Origin of the sequence: Sphingomonas sp. (genome assembly GCF_019635455.1) — a bacterium.
Taxonomy (GTDB): Bacteria; Pseudomonadota; Alphaproteobacteria; order Sphingomonadales; family Sphingomonadaceae; genus Sphingomonas.
The window spans coordinates 376,170-394,052 of sequence record NZ_JAHBZJ010000002.1; the positions used below are offsets into that span (position 1 = coordinate 376,170).

General features: G+C 67.6%; 18 protein-coding genes. 13 read left to right on the forward strand and 5 right to left on the reverse strand.

Translation table 11 applies throughout. From position 1 onward, the window contains the following. Positions 1-27 precede the first annotated feature (27 nt). From KF783_RS04495 to KF783_RS04530, 8 genes are all read left to right on the forward strand, one after another. Positions 28-1,473, forward strand: a complete 1,446-nt coding sequence (locus KF783_RS04495) for a TIGR02217 family protein (protein WP_294076900.1) — start codon at positions 28-30, stop codon at positions 1,471-1,473. 123 nt (positions 1,474-1,596) lie between these two features. Beyond that, entirely contained in the window at positions 1,597-2,403 is an 807-nt protein-coding gene (locus KF783_RS04500; protein ID WP_294076976.1) for a DUF2163 domain-containing protein, read from the forward strand. Continuing rightward, the gene (locus tag KF783_RS04505; protein WP_294076901.1) at positions 2,400-2,771 is read left to right on the forward strand and encodes a peptidoglycan endopeptidase; all 372 of its coding nucleotides are present in this window, start codon (positions 2,400-2,402) and stop codon (positions 2,769-2,771) included. The genes KF783_RS04500 and KF783_RS04505 overlap by 4 nt, the downstream gene beginning before the upstream one ends. Then, complete coding sequence (locus KF783_RS04510) at positions 2,772-2,912, forward strand: hypothetical protein (protein WP_294076902.1); 141 nt, start codon at positions 2,772-2,774, stop codon at positions 2,910-2,912. A 337-nt stretch (positions 2,913-3,249) separates the two neighbouring features. Beyond that, positions 3,250-4,917: a phage tail protein gene (locus KF783_RS04515; RefSeq protein WP_294076903.1), complete on the forward strand. Its 1,668-nt coding sequence runs from the start codon at positions 3,250-3,252 to the stop codon at positions 4,915-4,917. Positions 4,918-4,928: 11 nt separating this feature from the next. Beyond that, positions 4,929-5,435 (forward strand): DUF2793 domain-containing protein, encoded by a 507-nt coding sequence (locus tag KF783_RS04520; RefSeq protein ID WP_294076904.1) that lies wholly within the window; start codon positions 4,929-4,931, stop codon positions 5,433-5,435. A gap of 102 nt (positions 5,436-5,537) precedes the next feature. Then, positions 5,538-6,662, forward strand: coding sequence for an OmpA family protein (locus KF783_RS04525; RefSeq protein WP_294076905.1), 1,125 nt, complete (start codon positions 5,538-5,540; stop codon positions 6,660-6,662). A 179-nt stretch (positions 6,663-6,841) separates the two neighbouring features. Then, positions 6,842-7,531, forward strand: a complete 690-nt coding sequence (locus KF783_RS04530; protein ID WP_294076906.1) for a phytanoyl-CoA dioxygenase family protein — start codon at positions 6,842-6,844, stop codon at positions 7,529-7,531. Here the strand turns inward: KF783_RS04530 and KF783_RS04535 are convergent. After that, complete coding sequence (locus KF783_RS04535) at positions 7,520-8,248, reverse strand: folate-binding protein (protein WP_294076907.1); 729 nt, start codon at positions 8,246-8,248, stop codon at positions 7,520-7,522. The two genes, KF783_RS04530 and KF783_RS04535, sit on opposite strands and share 12 nt — an antisense overlap. Before the next feature lie 44 nt (positions 8,249-8,292). Here KF783_RS04535 and KF783_RS04540 point away from each other — a divergent pair, with 44 nt between their 5' ends. Further along, positions 8,293-9,618: a dihydroorotase gene (locus tag KF783_RS04540; protein WP_294076908.1), complete on the forward strand. Its 1,326-nt coding sequence runs from the start codon at positions 8,293-8,295 to the stop codon at positions 9,616-9,618. A 9-nt stretch (positions 9,619-9,627) separates the two neighbouring features. On the opposite strand, the gene topA is transcribed toward KF783_RS04540, so the two are convergent. After that, on the reverse strand, positions 9,628-12,147 hold the full coding sequence (gene topA, locus KF783_RS04545; protein WP_294076909.1) for a type I DNA topoisomerase: 2,520 nt from the start codon (positions 12,145-12,147) through the stop codon (positions 9,628-9,630). 150 nt (positions 12,148-12,297) lie between these two features. Here topA and KF783_RS04550 point away from each other — a divergent pair, with 150 nt between their 5' ends. Further along, positions 12,298-12,903, forward strand: coding sequence for a TMEM175 family protein (locus KF783_RS04550; protein ID WP_294076910.1), 606 nt, complete (start codon positions 12,298-12,300; stop codon positions 12,901-12,903). A gap of 9 nt (positions 12,904-12,912) precedes the next feature. On the opposite strand, the gene dprA is transcribed toward KF783_RS04550, so the two are convergent. Together dprA and plsY are read right to left on the reverse strand one after the other, a co-directional pair. Beyond that, positions 12,913-13,998, reverse strand: a complete 1,086-nt coding sequence (gene dprA, locus KF783_RS04555; protein ID WP_294076911.1) for a DNA-processing protein DprA — start codon at positions 13,996-13,998, stop codon at positions 12,913-12,915. Then, the gene (gene plsY / locus KF783_RS04560; protein ID WP_294076978.1) at positions 13,991-14,596 is read right to left on the reverse strand and encodes a glycerol-3-phosphate 1-O-acyltransferase PlsY; all 606 of its coding nucleotides are present in this window, start codon (positions 14,594-14,596) and stop codon (positions 13,991-13,993) included. Before plsY ends, dprA begins: the two co-directional genes overlap by 8 nt. Before the next feature lie 147 nt (positions 14,597-14,743). Between plsY and KF783_RS04565 the strand changes: the two genes are divergently transcribed. The 3 genes from KF783_RS04565 (at position 14,744) to KF783_RS04575 (ending at position 17,606) form a co-directional block, all read left to right on the forward strand. Beyond that, complete coding sequence (locus tag KF783_RS04565; RefSeq protein WP_294076912.1) at positions 14,744-15,058, forward strand: hypothetical protein; 315 nt, start codon at positions 14,744-14,746, stop codon at positions 15,056-15,058. Between the two features lie 83 nt (positions 15,059-15,141). Then, on the forward strand, positions 15,142-15,933 hold the full coding sequence (murI, locus tag KF783_RS04570; RefSeq protein ID WP_294076913.1) for a glutamate racemase: 792 nt from the start codon (positions 15,142-15,144) through the stop codon (positions 15,931-15,933). After that, positions 15,930-17,606: a hypothetical protein gene (locus KF783_RS04575; RefSeq protein ID WP_294076914.1), complete on the forward strand. Its 1,677-nt coding sequence runs from the start codon at positions 15,930-15,932 to the stop codon at positions 17,604-17,606. The genes murI and KF783_RS04575 overlap by 4 nt, the downstream gene beginning before the upstream one ends. Here KF783_RS04575 and KF783_RS04580 read toward each other — a convergent pair. Next, positions 17,603-17,767, reverse strand: a complete 165-nt coding sequence (locus KF783_RS04580) for a hypothetical protein (protein WP_294076915.1) — start codon at positions 17,765-17,767, stop codon at positions 17,603-17,605. The two genes, KF783_RS04575 and KF783_RS04580, sit on opposite strands and share 4 nt — an antisense overlap. Positions 17,768-17,883 lie beyond the last annotated feature (116 nt).

Genomic DNA, 17,883 nt, shown 5'->3' on the forward strand with positions numbered 1-17,883 from the left:
CCGGCAGGCGGGCAAGGGAGACAGTCCATGAAATGGTTCGGGCGGAAGTCCGGGCGCGATGCCTCGCGTCCGGTGTTGGCGCGTGGGCAGAGCGCGCCGGGCAGCTGGGGAGACTGGCCGCAAACATATGAGGCGCAGATCCGCGCGGGCTACACCGCCAATCCGGTGGCGCAACGCGCGGTGCGGATCGTGGCAGAGGCGGTGGCATCGGCGCCGCTCAACGCGTCGGACCCGGCGCTGGCGGCATTGGTCAATGCGCGGACGCAGGGCCAGGAGCTGATCCAGGTGGTCGCCGCACAGCTGCTGCTCCACGGCAACGCCTATATCCAGCTGCTCGGCGATGGAGCGGGGGGCGTCGCCGAGCTGTTCGCGCTGCGGCCGGAGCGGGTGAGCGTCGAGACCGATGCGGGCGGATGTGCGCCTGTGGAATTATGCGCAGGGGACGGCGGAGGATTGCGCCGTCACCATCGATTTCGCGAGCGTGACGGGCGGGTTCCTGTTGCCGGACGAGGCCGATCCGGTGTGGGCAGGCGATGTCGATCGGATGTTCGTGAGCCTGGCGCCGCAGGGCTATATCCGGCATTCGATGTGTTGCAGCTTGAGGATTATGAGTGGGCAGCAGCAGGCAACGCCGTCGCGACGGCGCGCGGCGTGGCACAGGCGCAGGAGCGGTTGGGCTATCCGGCCGGACGTCAGCATTATTTCGCGGGCTTTGTGCGCGATCCGGAGGACGCACACCAGTGGCGCGGTATCGCGGCCGCGGCCGATGCGGCGCGCTCGCGGGGGGTGGCGGCGACCTTCATCTGGGCGCTGCCTCAGGTGATCCGCGACGGCTTCGTCGCGTTCGATCAGGAGGAAGAGATGCAGGCGTTCGACGATGTGCTGTTCCCGATCGCCCTGGGACAAGAAGCCGAGGTGGCACCGGAAGTATCGACCGCGATTCTGACGAGCGCGGGCGGTCATGAAGCACGCAGCGCCGCCTGGGCCGAGGCGCGGACCCGGTACGATGTGGGACCCGGAGTGCGCGGAGAGGCCGACATTCGCGCGTTGCTGGCATTCTATCGCGCGCGGATGGGGCCGGCGCGCGCGTTTCGCCTGCGCGATCCGTTCGATGCGTGTTCGAATGCCGATGGCGCCCCGACGCCGATCGATCAGTTGATCGGCACCGGCGACGACGCGACCCAGATGTTCGCACTGGTGAAACATTATGGCGAGGTGAGGCGGCGGATCACGCGGCCGGTCGCCGGGACCGTCCGCGTCGCGATCGACGGCGTCGAGACGACTGCCTTCGCGCTTGGCGAGCGGGGCATGGTGATGCTGGACGAGGCGCCCGAGGCCGAGTCGCTGGTGACCGCAGGGTTCCGATTCGATGTCGTGGTGCGATTTGCAGAGGATTCGCTGAGCGTGAACCGCGCGACCTTCATGGCCGGGGCGGCGATGCATGTGCCGCTGGTGGAGGTTCGGGAGGCTTAGGGAAGGCGCGCAAGCGGGTTTGACGAATCCGTTCAAAACGCGCGCCGGCCGACCGGGCGCGAGCGGGTGGTGGTCACGACGGTCGTGATGACTCGGCATGGCGCAGCAGGGGAGAGGGTGAGTATGACCTGGCTGGATGAGCCGTTGGCGACGATCGCGCTGTGTTGGCGGATCGAGCGGCTGGACGGGGTGGCGATCGGTCTCACCGCGCATGACCGCGATCTGGTAGTGGACGGCTTTCTGTATCGCGCCGCGCCGGGGATGACCCCTTCGGCGATCCGGCGCAGCGCCGATTTCGACGCCGACAGCATGGACGTGACCGGCGCACTGAGCGGCGCTGCGATCGGTGAAACCGACCTGTTGGCCGGGCGCTGGGACGGCGCGCGCGTTGCGCTGTTCGCGGTCGACTGGAGTGATCCGGTGGCGCCGGTGCCACTGGGCGAGGGCGCGATCGGTGCGGTGGAGACGCGGGCGGGGACGCTGACCGCCGAACTGCGCGGGATCGCCGCGCGGCTGGAGGCGCCGATATGCGAGGTGACGTCGCCCGAATGCCGCGCGGAACTGGGCGACAGGCGATGCCGGGTGCCGATGGCGGGCCGAAAGCGCATTGCCCGGGTGATCGCGGCGGAGGGTGCGGCGCTGATGCTGGATCGGGCCGAACCCCTGGCGGGGGCGTGGACGGGCGGCAGGGTCCGCTGGTTGACCGGGCCGAATACCGGGCTGACGGGCTGGATCGCACTATCGGATGGGGCGGGGGTGACGTTGAGGGAGTCGCCGCGCTTCGACGCGTCGGACGCATTGGTCGAGGTGAGCGAGGGGTGCGACAAGTCGATCGCGACCTGTGCCACGCGATTCGGAAATGCGGCGAATTTTCGCGGTGAACCCTATCTGCCGGGGATCGACCTGCTGACCCGGTATCCGGGGGCATGACGCCGCTGACGCGCGCGCGGGCAGCGATCGGAACGCGGTTTCGGCTGCACGGGCGGAACGTGTCCGAAGGGCTGGATTGCGTCGGACTCGCCGCGCTCGCTTATGGAGCGGGGGTGCCGAGCGGCTACGCGTTGCGAAGCCGTGACATCGGCGCGGTACGGCGCGCGGTAGGCGCCGCTGGGCTGCCGGACGCGTCCGTCGCGCGTCCGGGCGATCTGGTGCTGTTCGAGGCGGGGCCAGGGCAGCTGCACCTGGCGATCGATTGCGGCGATGGCGTGATCCACGCGGATGCCGCCCTGCGTCGGGTGGTTGAGCGTCCGGGCGCGGCGCCCTGGCCCGAACTGGCGCGTTGGCGAGCGGAGGATTGAATGGCGACACTGGTTCTGACCACCGTCGGTGGCGCGATCGGCGGGCCGATCGGCGCGATGCTGGGCGGCCTGATCGGCCAGAGCGTCGATCGCGAACTGCTGTCTGCCGAAAGTGGGCGTGAGGGGCCGCGCCTGGACTGAGCGGCGGATTCAGACGTCGAGCTACAGCGCCTGGTCCCGTGATTGCCCGGGGACGAGGATGCGCGCTGCCGGATCGGTGAGATCTGGGCGACCGACCTGACGAACAGTGCACGCGATGGCGGCAGCCCGATGACCGAGTTGATGCCAGCCAGCGCGTCGCTTGCAGTGGCGTTGAAATGGCGCGGCCGATCCTGTCGGTTGGCCGATCTGGGCAGATGGCAAGCTGTTGCGCGGGCGGCGGCGACTGGCGAGCTCGACCGGGTTTCGTCTCCTTATACCGGCAGCGAGAGACGCAGGTGTGGCCGACCCCTGATCGCATCGGCCGAGGGAATGGGCTGTGTCCGGCGCATCGCGGTGTCGCCTATGCGTGTTCGAGAATATGGAACTGGCGGATTTCGGTAATCGGATCCCCTCGCTCACCTTCGAAATCGTTGCGGACTCCGAGCCGGTTTCCATCGGCGCGATCGCGCGGGATGTGGGAGATATCGCCGACGCGGGGGGCGACGCGGGCCTGTGGCTGGACGGCTATTCGGCCTATGGCGGATCGGCGCGCGCGGTGATCGAGCGGCTGGCCGATGCCGCAGGGGCGTGGCCCATGCAGGGGGACACCGGGGTGCAGCTGGCGGTTGGGTCCGGCGCGGCGACAAATGTCCGTGACCACGATCGTGGCGCCGGGGCGATCCGCACATTGACACCCGCCGATCGCGTGCCGACGCGGGTGACGGTCAGCCATTACGATCCAGCTCGCGATTACCAGGCGGGCCTGCAATCCTCGACACGCCCCGGAAGCGGTTATCGCAACGAAGCGATCGAATTGCCGGCGGCGCTGTCGGCAGCGGCCGCCAAGCATGTCGCGGACTCGCGCCTCGCGCAGATGATGGCGGAGCGCGAGCGGCGGACCATTTGCCCCGGCTGGTCCGGGCTGGCGATCGCGCCCGGAAACCGCGTCCGGATTGAGGGCGAGAGCGGCATCTGGCGCGTCGGCGTCGCAGCACTCGATCACGCGCGACCCACGCTGGAACTGATCGCCATCGCGCCCGCCCAGCTGATGCCGGTCGCCGCGTCCGGGCGTGTGCTGGGTGCGCCCGACCTGATCGAGGGAACGACCGTGCTGTACGCGTGCGAGATGCCGAATCCGACCGCAGCTTCGCTTGCCGCGCCTCGCCTGCTTGTCTTTGCGAGTGGAACCGAGGCGGGGTGGCGGCGCGCGGCGCTGTCGATGAGCATGGACGGCGGCGCGAGCTGGGAGGCGATCGGCGCGACGGCGGCGCCGGCGATCATGGGGACCGTCGAAAGCGGCCCGGGCGCCTGTACGCTGCCGGTAGAGGACCGGCACAATGTCGTCGTCGTCCAGCTGGGCCATGGCGCAATGCAGCTGAACGACGCGTCGCCGGCCGCGCTGGACGCCGGCGCGAACCTGGCGCTGGTCGGCGACGAACTGTTGCAGTTCGGGCGTGCGGAGCCGCTGGGAGCGGGTCGCTGGCGACTTTCGACCCTGTGGCGCGGGCGGCGTGGAACCGAGCATGCGATCGGCGGCGCGAGCGCTGGCGATCGCTTCGTGCTGCTGGAGCAGGACCGCGCGAAGCCGCTGGACCTGCCGGCAGGGTTTCGCGGATCCGTTGCGATCATGGCGATGTCCGCGAACGCGGCGGAACCCGCGACCGCCGATGCGGTGGCGGATGGCGCTTCGACGCGGCCGCCATCGCCAGTGGCGCCGCGCCAGCAGGTTCAGCCCGATGGCGCGATCGTCCTGCGGTGGGTGCGGCGAAGCCGGGGTGGATGGCAGTGGATCGACGGCGTGGACGCGCCGATCGGCGAGGAGGCGGAGCGTTACACGTTGCACTTCTCGCGGTCGGGCGAGGACGCGTGGATCGAATCGACATCCGAGGCCCTGTTCACCGTCCCCACCGCGTGGCGCGATGCGGGGCCGCTGACGGTGGAGATTCGCCAGCAGGGCGACCATGGCGCCTCGCTGCCGCTGTTTGCGCTCATTCCTGCGATCTGAAGGAGAGACCGATGTCCGATTCGCCGCGCTTTGCGCTGCCCCTGCTGAATGCGGGGCAAGCGCAGAAGGAAGTGTCTCATAACGAGGCGATCGTCCTGATTGACGCGATGCTCGCGCCTTCGGCGATCGCGGCGGGTATCAACGTCCCGCCCGACACGCCGGAACCGGGACAGTGCTGGATCGTCGGGACGGCGCCGACCGGCGCGTGGGCGGGGTGGGCCGAGGCCCTGGCGATGTGGACCGATGGCGGCTGGCGGTTCGTGTCGCCGCGTTTGGGGCTGAGGATAACGATGGAGGGTAACGGCCTCGTGGCGGCGTATGGCGATGCGGGATGGTCGATCGGTGTCCTCGCGGGATCGGCGCTACGAATCGGCGGGGACCAGGTGGTCGGCGCGAGGCTATCGGCGATCGCCGCCCCCGCAGGCGGTTCGACCGTCGATGTCGAGGCCCGCGCGGCGATCGATTCGATCCTTTTCGCGCTGCGCACGCACGGGTTGATCGCCACCACAGAACTGTGACGTTACGGCAACAGTCCCCGGATTTTGTTCGCTTGCGCGGAAACTTTCGAGCGAGTAGGAAGTTAGCGCTGTCCGACGTGACAACCAAGAAAGGGGATTATGATGCGGAAGCTTGCCGTTACTTTGGCACTCGCTTCGACTGCGCTCAGCACGCCCGCCCTCGCCCGCGATGATGCGTGGTATGTGGGCGTCGAAGGCGGCGCGATGATCGTCGAAGACATCAATTACGATATCGGCGCGGCCACGAAAGCGGGCGTTGTCGATCACGACTATGGCTGGGATGTCGGTGGCACCGTCGGTTACGACTTTGGTGGTTTCCGTGCCGAGGCCGAGGTCAGCTATCGCCGGGCCGGCATCGAATCGTACCGCTCGACGGTCACGACGCCGTTTCGCAATGCCGCGAACGCGTTGGTGAATGCCCCGGCGGGTACCTATGACTATGCTGGTGGCCGCACTTCGGCGCTCAGCTTCATGGTCAACGGCATGGTCGATTTCGGCGCCGATGACGGCGTCCAGGGCTTCCTGGGCGGTGGCGTCGGTGTGGCGCGCGTGAAGGAGACCGTCGGTCTCAACACGCGTGGGCCGTTCCTCGACGATTCCGACACCGTGTTCGCGTGGCAGGTCATCGCTGGCCTGCGTCAGCCGATCACCGACAACATCGACGTGACGCTGAAGTATCGCTTCTTCAATGCGGACAATGTCCGCCTGGTCGATGTAACCGGTCGCTCCTTCAATGGTGGCTTCCGTTCGCACAGCCTGATGGGTGGCGTCACGTTCAACTTCGGCGCACCGCCGGCTCCGCCGCCGCCGCCGCCTCCCCCGCCTCCCCCGCCGCCTCCGGCGCCGACCCCGCCGCCGCCGCCGCCTCCGGTGGTCTGCACTCCGGGGCCGTACATCGTGTTCTTCGAGTGGGACAAGTCGGACATCACGCCCGAGGCGGCCGGCATTCTCGACAACGCGATCTCGGCGTACCAGAACTGCGGCAATGCGCAGGTCATGCTGGCGGGCCACGCCGACCGTTCGGGTTCGGCGAGCTACAACGTCGGTCTGTCGCAGCGTCGTGCGGACTCGGTCCGTGCCTATATGAGCGGTCGGGGCATCCCGGACGGCGTCATCAGCACGGAAGCGTTCGGCGAAAGCCGTCCGCGCGTCGAGACTGCCGATGGCGTCCGCGAACTGCAGAACCGTCGCGTGGAAATCACTTACGGTCCGGGTTCGGGCATGTAAGCCACGCGGTCCGTCTTGCGGATCGAACGAATTGGGGAGGTCGGGCAACCGGCCTCCCTTTTTCGTTATCCAGCGATTCTTCTGCGCGCTTACTTGCGCGCACGCGAGTTGGTTTCAGCGATATGCTTGCGGTTCCAAACGATGGGTGCGCCGCGAGTCCGGCATGGAAGCGCGATGTGATGGGACATCGGATCGATCCCGCAAATGGATGTACGCTGCCAACCGATGGTGCTGAACACATCGCTGCGGCAATCGCGCCGGAGGTGGACGCGTTCCGCGCTCTCCTCACTGGCCTTCCCGATCGTCGTGCCGGAATCCGCCTGTCCGGGAGGCGCGATCTTGAGGCGCTTGTTCACCCCGGTCGATCCGCCGCCATTCGGCGGCTACCCGGCTTCTCCGACCTCACCCGTCCGGTTCGCGCTATCTGCTTCGACAAGAGCGCCGCGATCAACTGGTCGCTCGCCTGGCACCAGGATCGCACGATATGTGTGAAGCACCGGCGCGAAGCGCCGGGCTTCGGCCCCTGGACCGTGAAGGCCGGGATGTTGCACGTCGCGCCGCCGATCGCGGTGCTGGAGCACATGCTCACCGTCCGCTTCCACCTCGACGATGTCGATGCCGATAATGCGCCCCTGCTCATCGCGCCCGGATCGCACCGGTGCGGACGTATCCCGGAAGATCAGATCGACGCGGTTGTTGCGCGGTTTGGCATAAGAGCGTGCCACGCCATGGCAGGCGATGCGTGGGTCTATTCAACCCCTATCCTCCATGCGTCGCAGGCTGCGCGCATTCCCCATCGACGGCGGGTCCTCCAGATCGACTATGCCGATTTCGACCTGCCCTGCGGTCTCGAATGGTCAGGCATCTGAATTCAGCGCCGCTACGAGCCAGGAGGGCGTGCGCGCGTCTCCGAGCGCGTCGATGCGCCGATGCTCGATCATCAGCCCGAGTTCCGGATAGACGGCGCGCGTCCGCTCCCCCGCTTCGCCCAGCGGAGCGACGACAAGGCGGCGAGTCACCTTCGCGCGATGATGCATCCGTGCGGTATTCTCCTGGCCGACATAGCAGCCCTTGGCATAACTGACGCCGTTCAGTTCACCCGCGTTGCACTCCAGCCACAATGTCCGGTCCTGCCCCAATTCGCCGATCCCCTCGGTAACGCCGCGCCGCAAGCGATGCGCGCGCCATGCGTGCGACGCATCAGCCCCTTCGGCAGCACCGAGCCAGCGCATCCCAAGCGCAGCGAGTCGGGGGTCCGGCACGCCGGCATCCGTGCCAGCGGCCCAATGCACGCCCCCCTCAATCTGATCGATGGCGACCGCACGCCGCAACCGATAGATGCCAAGCCGTCGGGCAAGCGCCTCCGCCTGACTCCTCTCGCAATCGATCAGCACCGCATCGCCATCGTCCCACAGGATGAAGTCGAACAACGCCTTGCCCTGTGGTGTGAGCAGGCCTGCCCATTGCGGCATGTCCGGGCGCACCGCCCCGACGTCCTGTGTCACCAGGCCTTGCAGAAATCCGCGCGAATCGTCTCCGGAAACGCGCAGCAGCGCGCGATCGGCAAGCAGGGTAGCCTCAGTCATACCGAACAGGTAGGACGGCCCAGGGGCGACCGAAAGAGGCTGACATGGCGACATATGATCTCCTGCTGACCGGCGGCACCGTCCACTTGCCGGGAGGAGCGGCGCAAACCGGCATCGGCGTGCGCGATGGCAGGATCGTCGCGATCGGTGCGCACGGCGATGCGGCGCAGGTGATCGATTGCACCGGCCTCGACATCCTGCCCGGAGTCATCGACAGCCAGGTTCATTTTCGCGAACCGGGACTAGAGGCCAAGGAGGATCTGGAGAGCGGAAGTCGCGCGGCGGTGCTGGGCGGTGTGACCGCGGTGTTCGAAATGCCGAACACCAAGCCCAACACCGACAGCGCCGATGCGGTCGCGGACAAGCTGAAGCGCGCGGCGAACCGGATGTGGTGCGACCACGCCTTTTATGTCGGCGCGACCAACCATAATGCCGAGCATCTCGCCGAGCTGGAACGGCTGCCCGGCACGGCGGGCGTCAAGATCTTCATGGGCGCATCGACCGGCGACCTGCTGGTATCGGATGATGCGAACCTTGCGCGGGTACTCGCATCCGGCCATCGCCGGGTCGCGATTCATGCCGAGGACGAGGAGCGCATGAACGCCCGCGCCGGCGAGCGTGTGGTGGGCGACCCGTCGAGCCACCCGGTGTGGCGCGATGACGAAAGCGCGATGCTGGCGACGCGGCGCATCCTGACGCTCGCCCGGGCGGCACGGCGGCGCATCCATGTGCTGCACGTGACGACGCCGGCCGAGCTCGAACTGCTCGGCCGGAACAAGGATATCGCGACGTGCGAGGTCACGCCGCAGCATCTGACGCTGGCGGCGGAGGACGCCTATCCGCGACTTGGCAGTCATGCGCAAATGAACCCGCCAATCCGATCCGGTGCGCATCGCGACGGGCTATGGCACTGGCTCAACCAGGGGGTGCCGGACGTGCTGGGATCCGATCACGCGCCGCATACGATCGAGGAGAAGGCGCGGCCCTATCCGGCAAGTCCGAGCGGCATGCCGGGCGTGCAGACGATCCTGCCGCTGATGCTGGATCATGTCGCCAGTGGACGGCTGACCTTGCCACGGCTGATCGACCTTATGTGTTCGGGGCCACAGCGGATATTCGGGATCGTCGGCAAGGGGAGGATCGTTCCCGGCTATGATGCCGACTTCACGATCGTCGATCTGAAGGCGAAATGGACGATCGGGGAGGACTGGCTCGCTTCGCGCTGTGGCTGGTCGCCCTTTACCGGCATGACGCTCACCGGAAAGCCGGTGGGGACGATCATTCGCGGCAACCGCGTGATGTGGGACAGCGAACTGGCCGATAGCGCGATCGGCCAGCCAGTCCGGTTCGAAGCGGTCGAATTCGGATAACCCCCGCGGTTATTTTTTCGCTGCTTTCTTCGCCGGCGCCTTCTTCTTGGCGGGCGTCTTACGCCCTTTCTTCTTCGGTGGACCGGCTGCCGCCTTGGCGTCGATCAGCTGCGCCGCTTCTTCGAGAGTCAGCGCGGCCTGATCGACCGATTTGGGCAGGGTCGCGTTGGTCGTGCCGTCGGTGAGATAGGGGCCAAAGCGCCCCTCCATCAGCTTGATCTCCGCGCCCGATACCGGATGCGCGCCAAAATTCTTGAGCGGCTCGCGCGATCCGCGCTGCGGACGCCCGCCCCCCGCCGCTGCCTCCGCCAGCTTGACGACGGCGGCGTTCATGCCGGTTTCGAACACGTCGGCAGTCGCGGACAGCCGGGCATATTTCCCGTCATGCGCCAGATAGGGGCCATAACGGCCGATCGACGCGGTGATCGGCTTCCCGGTTTCCGGATGATCGCCGATCGTTCGCGGCAGATTGAGCAGCTTTACCGCCCAGTCGAGGTCCAGCTCCGGGATATCCTTCGGGATCGACGCGCGGGCCGCATCCTTGCCCTCGCCACGCTGGATATAGGGGCCGAACCGTCCGGATCGCCGGCTGATCTCCTCCCCGGTTTCCGGGTCGGTGCCGATCACCTCTGGCCCTGAGTCGCCGCCGTCGGCGCCCCCCGGCTGGCCGAAGCGGCGCGTGAACTTGCAGTCGGGATAGTTGGAGCAGGCGACGAACGCGCCGAACTTGCCACCGCGCAGCGCCAGGCGACCGGTGCCGCAGCTGGGGCAGAGGCGCGGATCGCTGCCGTCGCCCTTGTCGGGAAACAGATAGGGCTCGAGGAATTCGTCGAGCTCCTGCGTGACCTCGCTGGGCTTGCGCTCCATCACCTCTTCGGTGCGCGGGCGAAAGTCGCGCCAGAACGCGTCGAGCACCGCTTGCCACCCGGCGCGCCCGCCCGAGACATCGTCCAGCTCTTCCTCCAGCCCGGCGGTGAAATCGTAATTCACATAACGTTCGAAGAACCGCTCGAGAAAGGCGACGAGCAGGCGCCCGGTCTCCTCCGCGAAGAAGCGGTTCTTTTCCACCCGCACATAGGCGCGATCCTTCAGCACCTGGATGATCGAGGCATAGGTCGAGGGGCGCCCGATACCGAGCTCCTCCAGCCGCTTCACCAGCGAGGCTTCGGAAAAGCGTGGCGGCGGCTGGGTGAAATGCTGTTCGGCATCGACGCCGGTCCTGGCGGGCGTGTCACCCTGCCGGATCACCGGAAGGCGGCGACCATCCTCATCGTCCGAATCGTCGCGGCCTTCCTCGTAGAGCGCCAGATAGCCGGGGAAGAGCACGACCTGTCCGGTAGCGCGCAGCGCGTCCTGTCCGGTCGGCTCTTCCAGCTCGACCGTGGTGCGCTCCAGCCGGGCCGAGGCCATCTGGCTCGCCAGCGCCCGCTTCCAGATCAGCTCATACAGCCGCGCATGATCGCCCCCGCCGGCGCGATCGCGGGTGAAGTCGGTCGGACGGATCGCCTCATGCGCTTCCTGCGCATTCTTCGCCTTGGTCTGGTACTGGCGGGGCTTGTCGGGGACGTAACTGCCCGAATAGCGATCGTGGATCGCCTTGCGCGCGGCATCGATCGCACTGCCGTCCATCTGCACGCCGTCGGTCCGCATATAGGTGATCGCGCCATCCTCATACAGGCCCTGGGCGATCCGCATCGTGTGGCTCGCCGAAAAGCCGAGCTTGCGCGCCGCCTCCTGCTGTAGGGTCGAGGTGGTGAAGGGCGGCGGCGGGTTGCGCATCGCCGGTTTGGTCTCGACGCTGGCGACACTGAAGCGGCCCTGCTCGACCGCCGCCTTTGCCCGCATCGCGGTGCCTTCATCGCCGATCGAAAGCCGATCGAGCTTCTTTCCCTCGAACCGGACCAGCCGCGCGTCAAAGGCGGTTCCGTCCTGTTCCAGATGTGCGGTGACGCTCCAATATTCCTGCGCCCTGAACAGCTCGATCTCGCGCTCGCGCTCGACGATCAGGCGCAGCGCGACCGACTGGACCCGGCCCGCCGACTTGGCGCCGGGCAGTTTGCGCCACAGCACCGGCGACAGGGTGAACCCGACCAGATAGTCCAGCGCGCGCCGCGCGCGATAGGCGTCGATCAGGTCGGTATCCAGCTGTCGCGGATGCGCCATCGCCTGGGTGACCGCCGCCTTGGTGATCGCATTGAAGGTTACGCGCTCGACCTCCCTGGGCAGCGCCTTCTTCTTCGCCAGCAATTCCTGCACGTGCCAGCTGATCGCCTCTCCCTCGCGGTCGGGGTCGGTGGCCAGGATCAGGCGATCCGCCTTCTTCGCCTCATCGGTAATCGCCTTCAGCTGCTTCGCCTTATCCGGATAGGTTTCCCAATCCATCGCAAAGCCGTCGTCCGGCTTCACCGATCCGTCTCTGGGCGGCAAATCGCGGACATGGCCATAGGACGCCAGGACGCGATAATCCTTCCCCAGATATTTCTCGATGGTCTTCGCCTTGGCGGGCGATTCGACGATGACAAGCTGCATGAGGTTGCGTTCGATCCTTTTTCGCGTACGCGCACGAGGGTGCGGAAACGCCGTGCGTCGTCAAGTGGGACTTGCCGGCGCTCGTGCAAGCGGTTCCGGCGCGGTGAAACAGGCTTTAGGCTGACGCAGGCCGAGTCGAGCGGGGGGCAGATGCAGAGAAGCCGGGAAACGACGCTGCTGGAGCGGCTGACCTTTTTCAGCGATGCGGTGTTCGCGATCGCGATCACGCTGCTCGTCATCGAAATCCATCCGCCGGTGCTGGCGCCGGAGAGCGAAGCGGGTCTGCAACGCGCGCTTGCCGACCTCCTCCCCAACTATATCGGCTTTCTCGTCAGCTTCTTTGTCATCGGCCGCTTCTGGCTGGGTCATCACCGGTTGTTCGGGCAGCTTGCCCGCACCGACGACCGGCTGGTCTTCGCCAATCTGCTGCTGTTGCTGGGCGTCGTGTTCCTGCCCTTTCCGACCGCCGTGTTCAGCGAATATGTCAATCTGAAGACCGCGATCTTCTTCTATTCCGGCTGGCTGGTGGTGCTGGGGCTGCTCAATCTCAATCTTCTGCGGCTGGCGTTGCGCCCCGACATGCTGGCGATCGACCATGATGTCGCGGTGGTCCGGCGGTTGCGCGTCGGCGGGTGGATGCCGGTTGCGCTGGGCGTGATTGCCGCGGCGCTCGCCTTCGTCGCGCCGATCTGGGTACTCGTGGTCCTCATCCTGGGGTCGCTGGCGGCCAACCGCCTGATCCAGCGCTTCGCCTGAATCGCGCGGTCAGCGCAGGCTGACCCGCCCGCCGGCATGCCGTTCCAGCCGCCCGGCCAGTTCGAGTTCGAGCAGGACGAGCTGAACCGCCGCCGCCGGCATGCCGGCCTGACGGATCAGTTCATCGACCGGAACCGGCACCGGGCCGAGCAACCCCTCGATCCGGCCGCGCCCCGCTTCGTCCGGTTCGCTGGCGGGTCCATGGCCGAAATCATGCGCCGGCGTCCGCACCGCGCGCGGATCGATCGGGCGCACCGCCTCCAATATATCCTCGACCGTCTGCACCAGCGTCGCACCGTCGCGGATCAGCAGGTTGCAGCCCTGCGCGCGCGGATCCAGCGGGGAACCGGGGACCGCCATCACCTCGCGCCCCGCCTCTGCCGCGATCCGCGCGGTGATCAGCGATCCCGAACGCGGCGCGGCCTCGACCACCACCGTCCCCTGAGCCAGCCCCGCGATGATGCGGTTGCGCGCGGGGAAGTGGCGGGCGAGCGGTTCGGCGCCCGGGGGCTGTTCGGCGAGCAGCAGGCCCTCGACGGCCACCCGTTCCTGCAATTCGCGATTTTCGGGCGGGAAGGCGATGTCGATCCCGCTGGCGATCACGCCGATGGTGCCGCCGGCCAGTGACCCCTGATGCGCGGCGGTATCGATCCCGCGCGCCAGCCCCGACACGACGGTCACCCCCGATTCGGCCAAGCCCTGGGCGATCTGTCGCGCGAAGCGACACGCCGCCGCCGACGCATTGCGCGCGCCGACCATGGCGACGCATGGCCGGGCGGAAAGCGCGATCTCACCGCGTATGAGCAGGGCGGGCGGCGCATTTTCCAGTTCGGCCAGAAACGGCGGATAGGCGGGGTCTTCCAGAAACAGATAGCGCGCGCCCAGCTTTGCCGCGGTCGCCATCTCGCGCCGCACCGCGCCCGCGTCGGCAAGCCGGGGGACGCCTCCGCCCCCGCGCGCGGCGAGCGTCGGCAATGCGTCGAGCGCCGCCCGCGCGCTGCCAAAGCGCATCATCAACTGGCGATAGGCGACGGGGCCGATTCGCGACGAGCGGATCAGGCACAGCCGGTCGAACGCCGTGTCGGCGTCAGCCATCCTTGCGGCCGATGCGCGGCTCCGTGCCGGCCAGCAGCCGTTCGATATTCGGTCCATGCTTCCACAGCACGATCAGCGCCAGGCCCAGCAACAGCAACACCATGTCGAACCGGCCGAACCAGGCCGCGCTGACCGGGGCGCTCACCGCCGCCGCCATTCCGGCGACCGACGAGATACGCAGCGTGGCGAGCAGGCCCAGCCACATCACGGCGTATACGATCGCGCACGGCCAGTGCAGGGCAAGTACGATGCCCATCAGCGTCGCCACGCCCTTGCCTCCGCGGAAGCGGAGCCAGACCGGATAGCAATGGCCGACAAACGCGCCCATCGCGGCAAGCAGCGCGTTGCCGGGCCAGATCGCGGACACGATCCACACCGCCGCCGCGCCCTTCAGCAGATCGAGCAGCAACGTCGCCGCCGCCAGCCCCTTTCGACCGGTGCGCAGCACGTTGGTCGCGCCGATATTGCCAGACCCGATCTGCCGCAGGTCGCCCGCCCCGGCGAACCGCGTCAGCAGCACGCCGAACGGGATCGACCCGAGCAGATAGCCGAGCAGGATCGACAGCGCCGGCGCGATCCAGAGAATTTCGGTGGTCAGGTGCGGTCCCCCAATTGGTCGGACGAAGGCTAGGTGCTTCGCGCCGCCCGCGCAACAATATCGGTCACGGGGTAGCGGGCGCGGGGGCTTGGGGCGGGGTCTGTCGTCGGATCGCGGTGGCACGATGCAGCGCGGATCGCGGTGACGATGATCGACGATGCGACACGGGCGGCGCTCGACCGGCTGACCGAGGCGGAGAAGATGTGCCTGCGCCGCCGGTTCGTTCCGCAGACCGCGAAGGAAATGGCAATCGATCTCGGCATTTCGCCGCACGCCATCGACAAGAGACTGAAGATGGCGCGGACGCGGAAGGCCCTGCCCCAAGGGTTCGCCCGCACGTCACGACGTGACCCTTGCTGCACGACAAAGTGGGCCAGGCGGCGTGGATCGCCCGGGGCGATGCCAATGATGACGGGCGGGTCGATCGCGACGAGTATCTGGTCTTCTGCCTGCCGATCCTGACCGCGCGGGGCATCCCGGAGAACCGGAAGCCGCGCGGGCCGGCAGGTTGACGGCCCGGCGCGCGCGCGCCATCCCCGCGCGGCATGGCCGACCCGCGTCCGATCCTGTTCTTCGATTCCGGCGTGGGCGGTCTGTCGGTGCTTGCGCCGACGCGCGCACTGTTGCCGCAGGCGGCACTGGTCTATGCGGCCGACAGCGCCGGCTTTCCCTATGGCACGCGCAGCGAGGGAGAGATTGCCGCGCGCGTCCCGGCGCTGCTCGGCCGGCTGGCGGAGCGCTATCGCCCACGCCTCATCGTCATTGCCTGCAATACCGCCTCGACCATCGCGCTCGCGCATGTCCGTGCGGCGCTCGACGTGCCGATCGTCGGGACCGTTCCTGCGATCAAGATCGCCGCCGAACGTTCGCGCAGCCGGGTGATCGGCGTGCTGGGAACGCGTGCGACGGTGCGCCAGCCCTATGTCGATGACCTGGCGGCACGATTCGCCGGCGACTGCACCGTGCTGCGCCATGGCAGCGCCGATCTGGTCGAACTGGCGGAGCAGCGATTGCGCGACCGGTCGATCGATCCCGCCCGCTTTGCCGGGGTGCTCGCCGGACTGTTCGATCAGCCCGGCGGCGACCGGATCGACGTGATCGTCAATGCCTGCACGCATTTTCCGCTCGTCGCCGACGATCTCGCCAGGGCCGCGCCACGCCCGGTCCTGTTCGTCGATGGCGGTCCGGGAATCGCGCGCCGCGTCGCGCAGCTGACGAATGGTCAGGGCTGGCCCGATGTCCTTCCGCCGGGGATTGCCGTCTTCACCGGCGCCGCAGATCCTGCGCTGGCGCCCGCATTCGCGCGCCATGGCCTTACCGTGATCGAAACCTTGTGAGCGCGCGTCGTGAGCTGCCCTGGCTGATGCTGGTGTGGCTCGTGGCGATGTGCGTGGCGTTCCGTGATCCCATCCTCAGCGGGTTCGATCTCGGCTTTGGCGACCGCGCGGACGGGGTGATCGAGATCAGCCTGCTCGAACATTGGCGCAACGTGCTGGCCGGCCATGCGCTGTGGAACCGGCCGATCTATTTCCACCCGCACGCGGATACGCTTGGCTATAATGACGGCTATCTGCTGTTCGGGTTGGTCTATTCCTTCTGGCGGAACTGGGCGGATCCCTTTCTGGCCGACACGCTGAACGCCGCGACGTTCAAGACGATCGGGTTCTTCGCAAGCTGGTGGCTGGCGCGCCGCACCCTCGGCTGGCAGGCGGGCGTGGCGCTGCTCGTCGCGACGCTGTTCACCATCTCGAACGCGATGGCGATCCATGCCGTCCATGCCCAGCTTCAGTCGGTCGCGCTCGTTCCGGTGGCCGCGATCCTCGCGATCGGAACGGTGCGGGCGGAGGTGGCGGGCGCGCGCGCCCGAGCGCGGGGGTTCGCCGCCGCCCTGGCGGTGCTGATGGGCGCGTGGTTGCTCACCGCCTATTACATGGCCTGGTTCACATTGTGGTTTGCATGTCTGTTCGTGCTGAGCTGGTCGATCGTCACCGGTGCCTGGCGACCGGCGCGGGCGATCGGTTTGATCCGGGCGCATGGCGGCACGATCGCGACCGGCATCGGGACGTTCGCAATCGCGGTGGTGCCGTTCCTGTCGGTCTATCTCTCCAAGGCGCAGGAAACCGGCGGCCATGGCTATTGGAAGATGCTCGGTTATCTCGTCACGCCGCTCGACCTGGTGAATAGCGGCCCGGGCAACCTGTTGTGGGGATGGGTCAATTCCGGCGCGCGGGCGCTGCTCGGGTCCTTTGCGGCGGACCCCGATCTGCCACGACGGGTGTTCGGGGGCGAGCATGAATCGGGCTTCCCCGTCTTCCTGTTCGTTCTCGCCGTGGCGGCGCTCTGGCGGGTGCTGCGCCGCCGGCCGCCGGCCGATCCGGTGCTGTTCGCGTTCGCACTGGCGGTGTTTGCCGGCTGGGCGTTGACGCTTCAGCTATGGGTCGCCTCTCCCTGGGGGGTGGTGTTCCATCTGGTGCCGGGTGCAAAGGGCCTGCGCACCGTTTCGCGCTATCAGATTTTCCTGGTGCTGCCGGTATTGCTGCTGGTCGCCGCGGTGTTCCGCCACCGGCTCGCCGTGCTGTTCGAACGGCGGCGCGCGCCCGCGCTGGCGCTGGTCGCTTTGTTGCTGGTCGAGCAGATCAATACCGTCCCGGCGGCACAGCTCAGCCGGGCCGCGAACTGGGTGCCGCTCACCCATATTCCCCCGCCGCCCGCCGGGTGCCGCAGCTTTTACGCGGTGCGTACCCACCGCGCCGAACCGCTCTATCGCAGCCCGGAAATGCAGGCGAAGCACCCGCATAATGACGATTCGATGTTGCTGGCCCAGCTGTGGCGTGTGCCGACCCTGGGCGGTTATTCGACCTTCCAGCCGGCCGACTGGGTATTCGACCGGCCGCTCGCGCCCGATTACGACGCGCGCGCCGCCCGGTATATCGCGGCGCACCGCCTGTCGGGCGTATGCCGGCTCGACATGGCCGATCCCGTACCGTGGCGACGGATCGACCGGCCCTAGGCGGGATCGGGCATGTTCGGCGTCAGGTCCCGCAGCCGCTCGGCATAGCGATTCGCCAGTTCCCGGTGGACGCGCCGCGCCGTCCCCTCTGCCGCGCGTTCGGCATGCGCGCGTTCGTCGCGTTCGCGTCGGGTGAAATATGCGATGTCGTCGCGTTCCATGGGCAATCTCCCTTCAGAATGAAGCGGGAGCGCGTCGTCTCTCAGCCACGAGAATGCTTGGAGTCTCGTCCCATGGTGTTGGGAACATAGCATAATTCGCGGCTTTCGTCGTGATT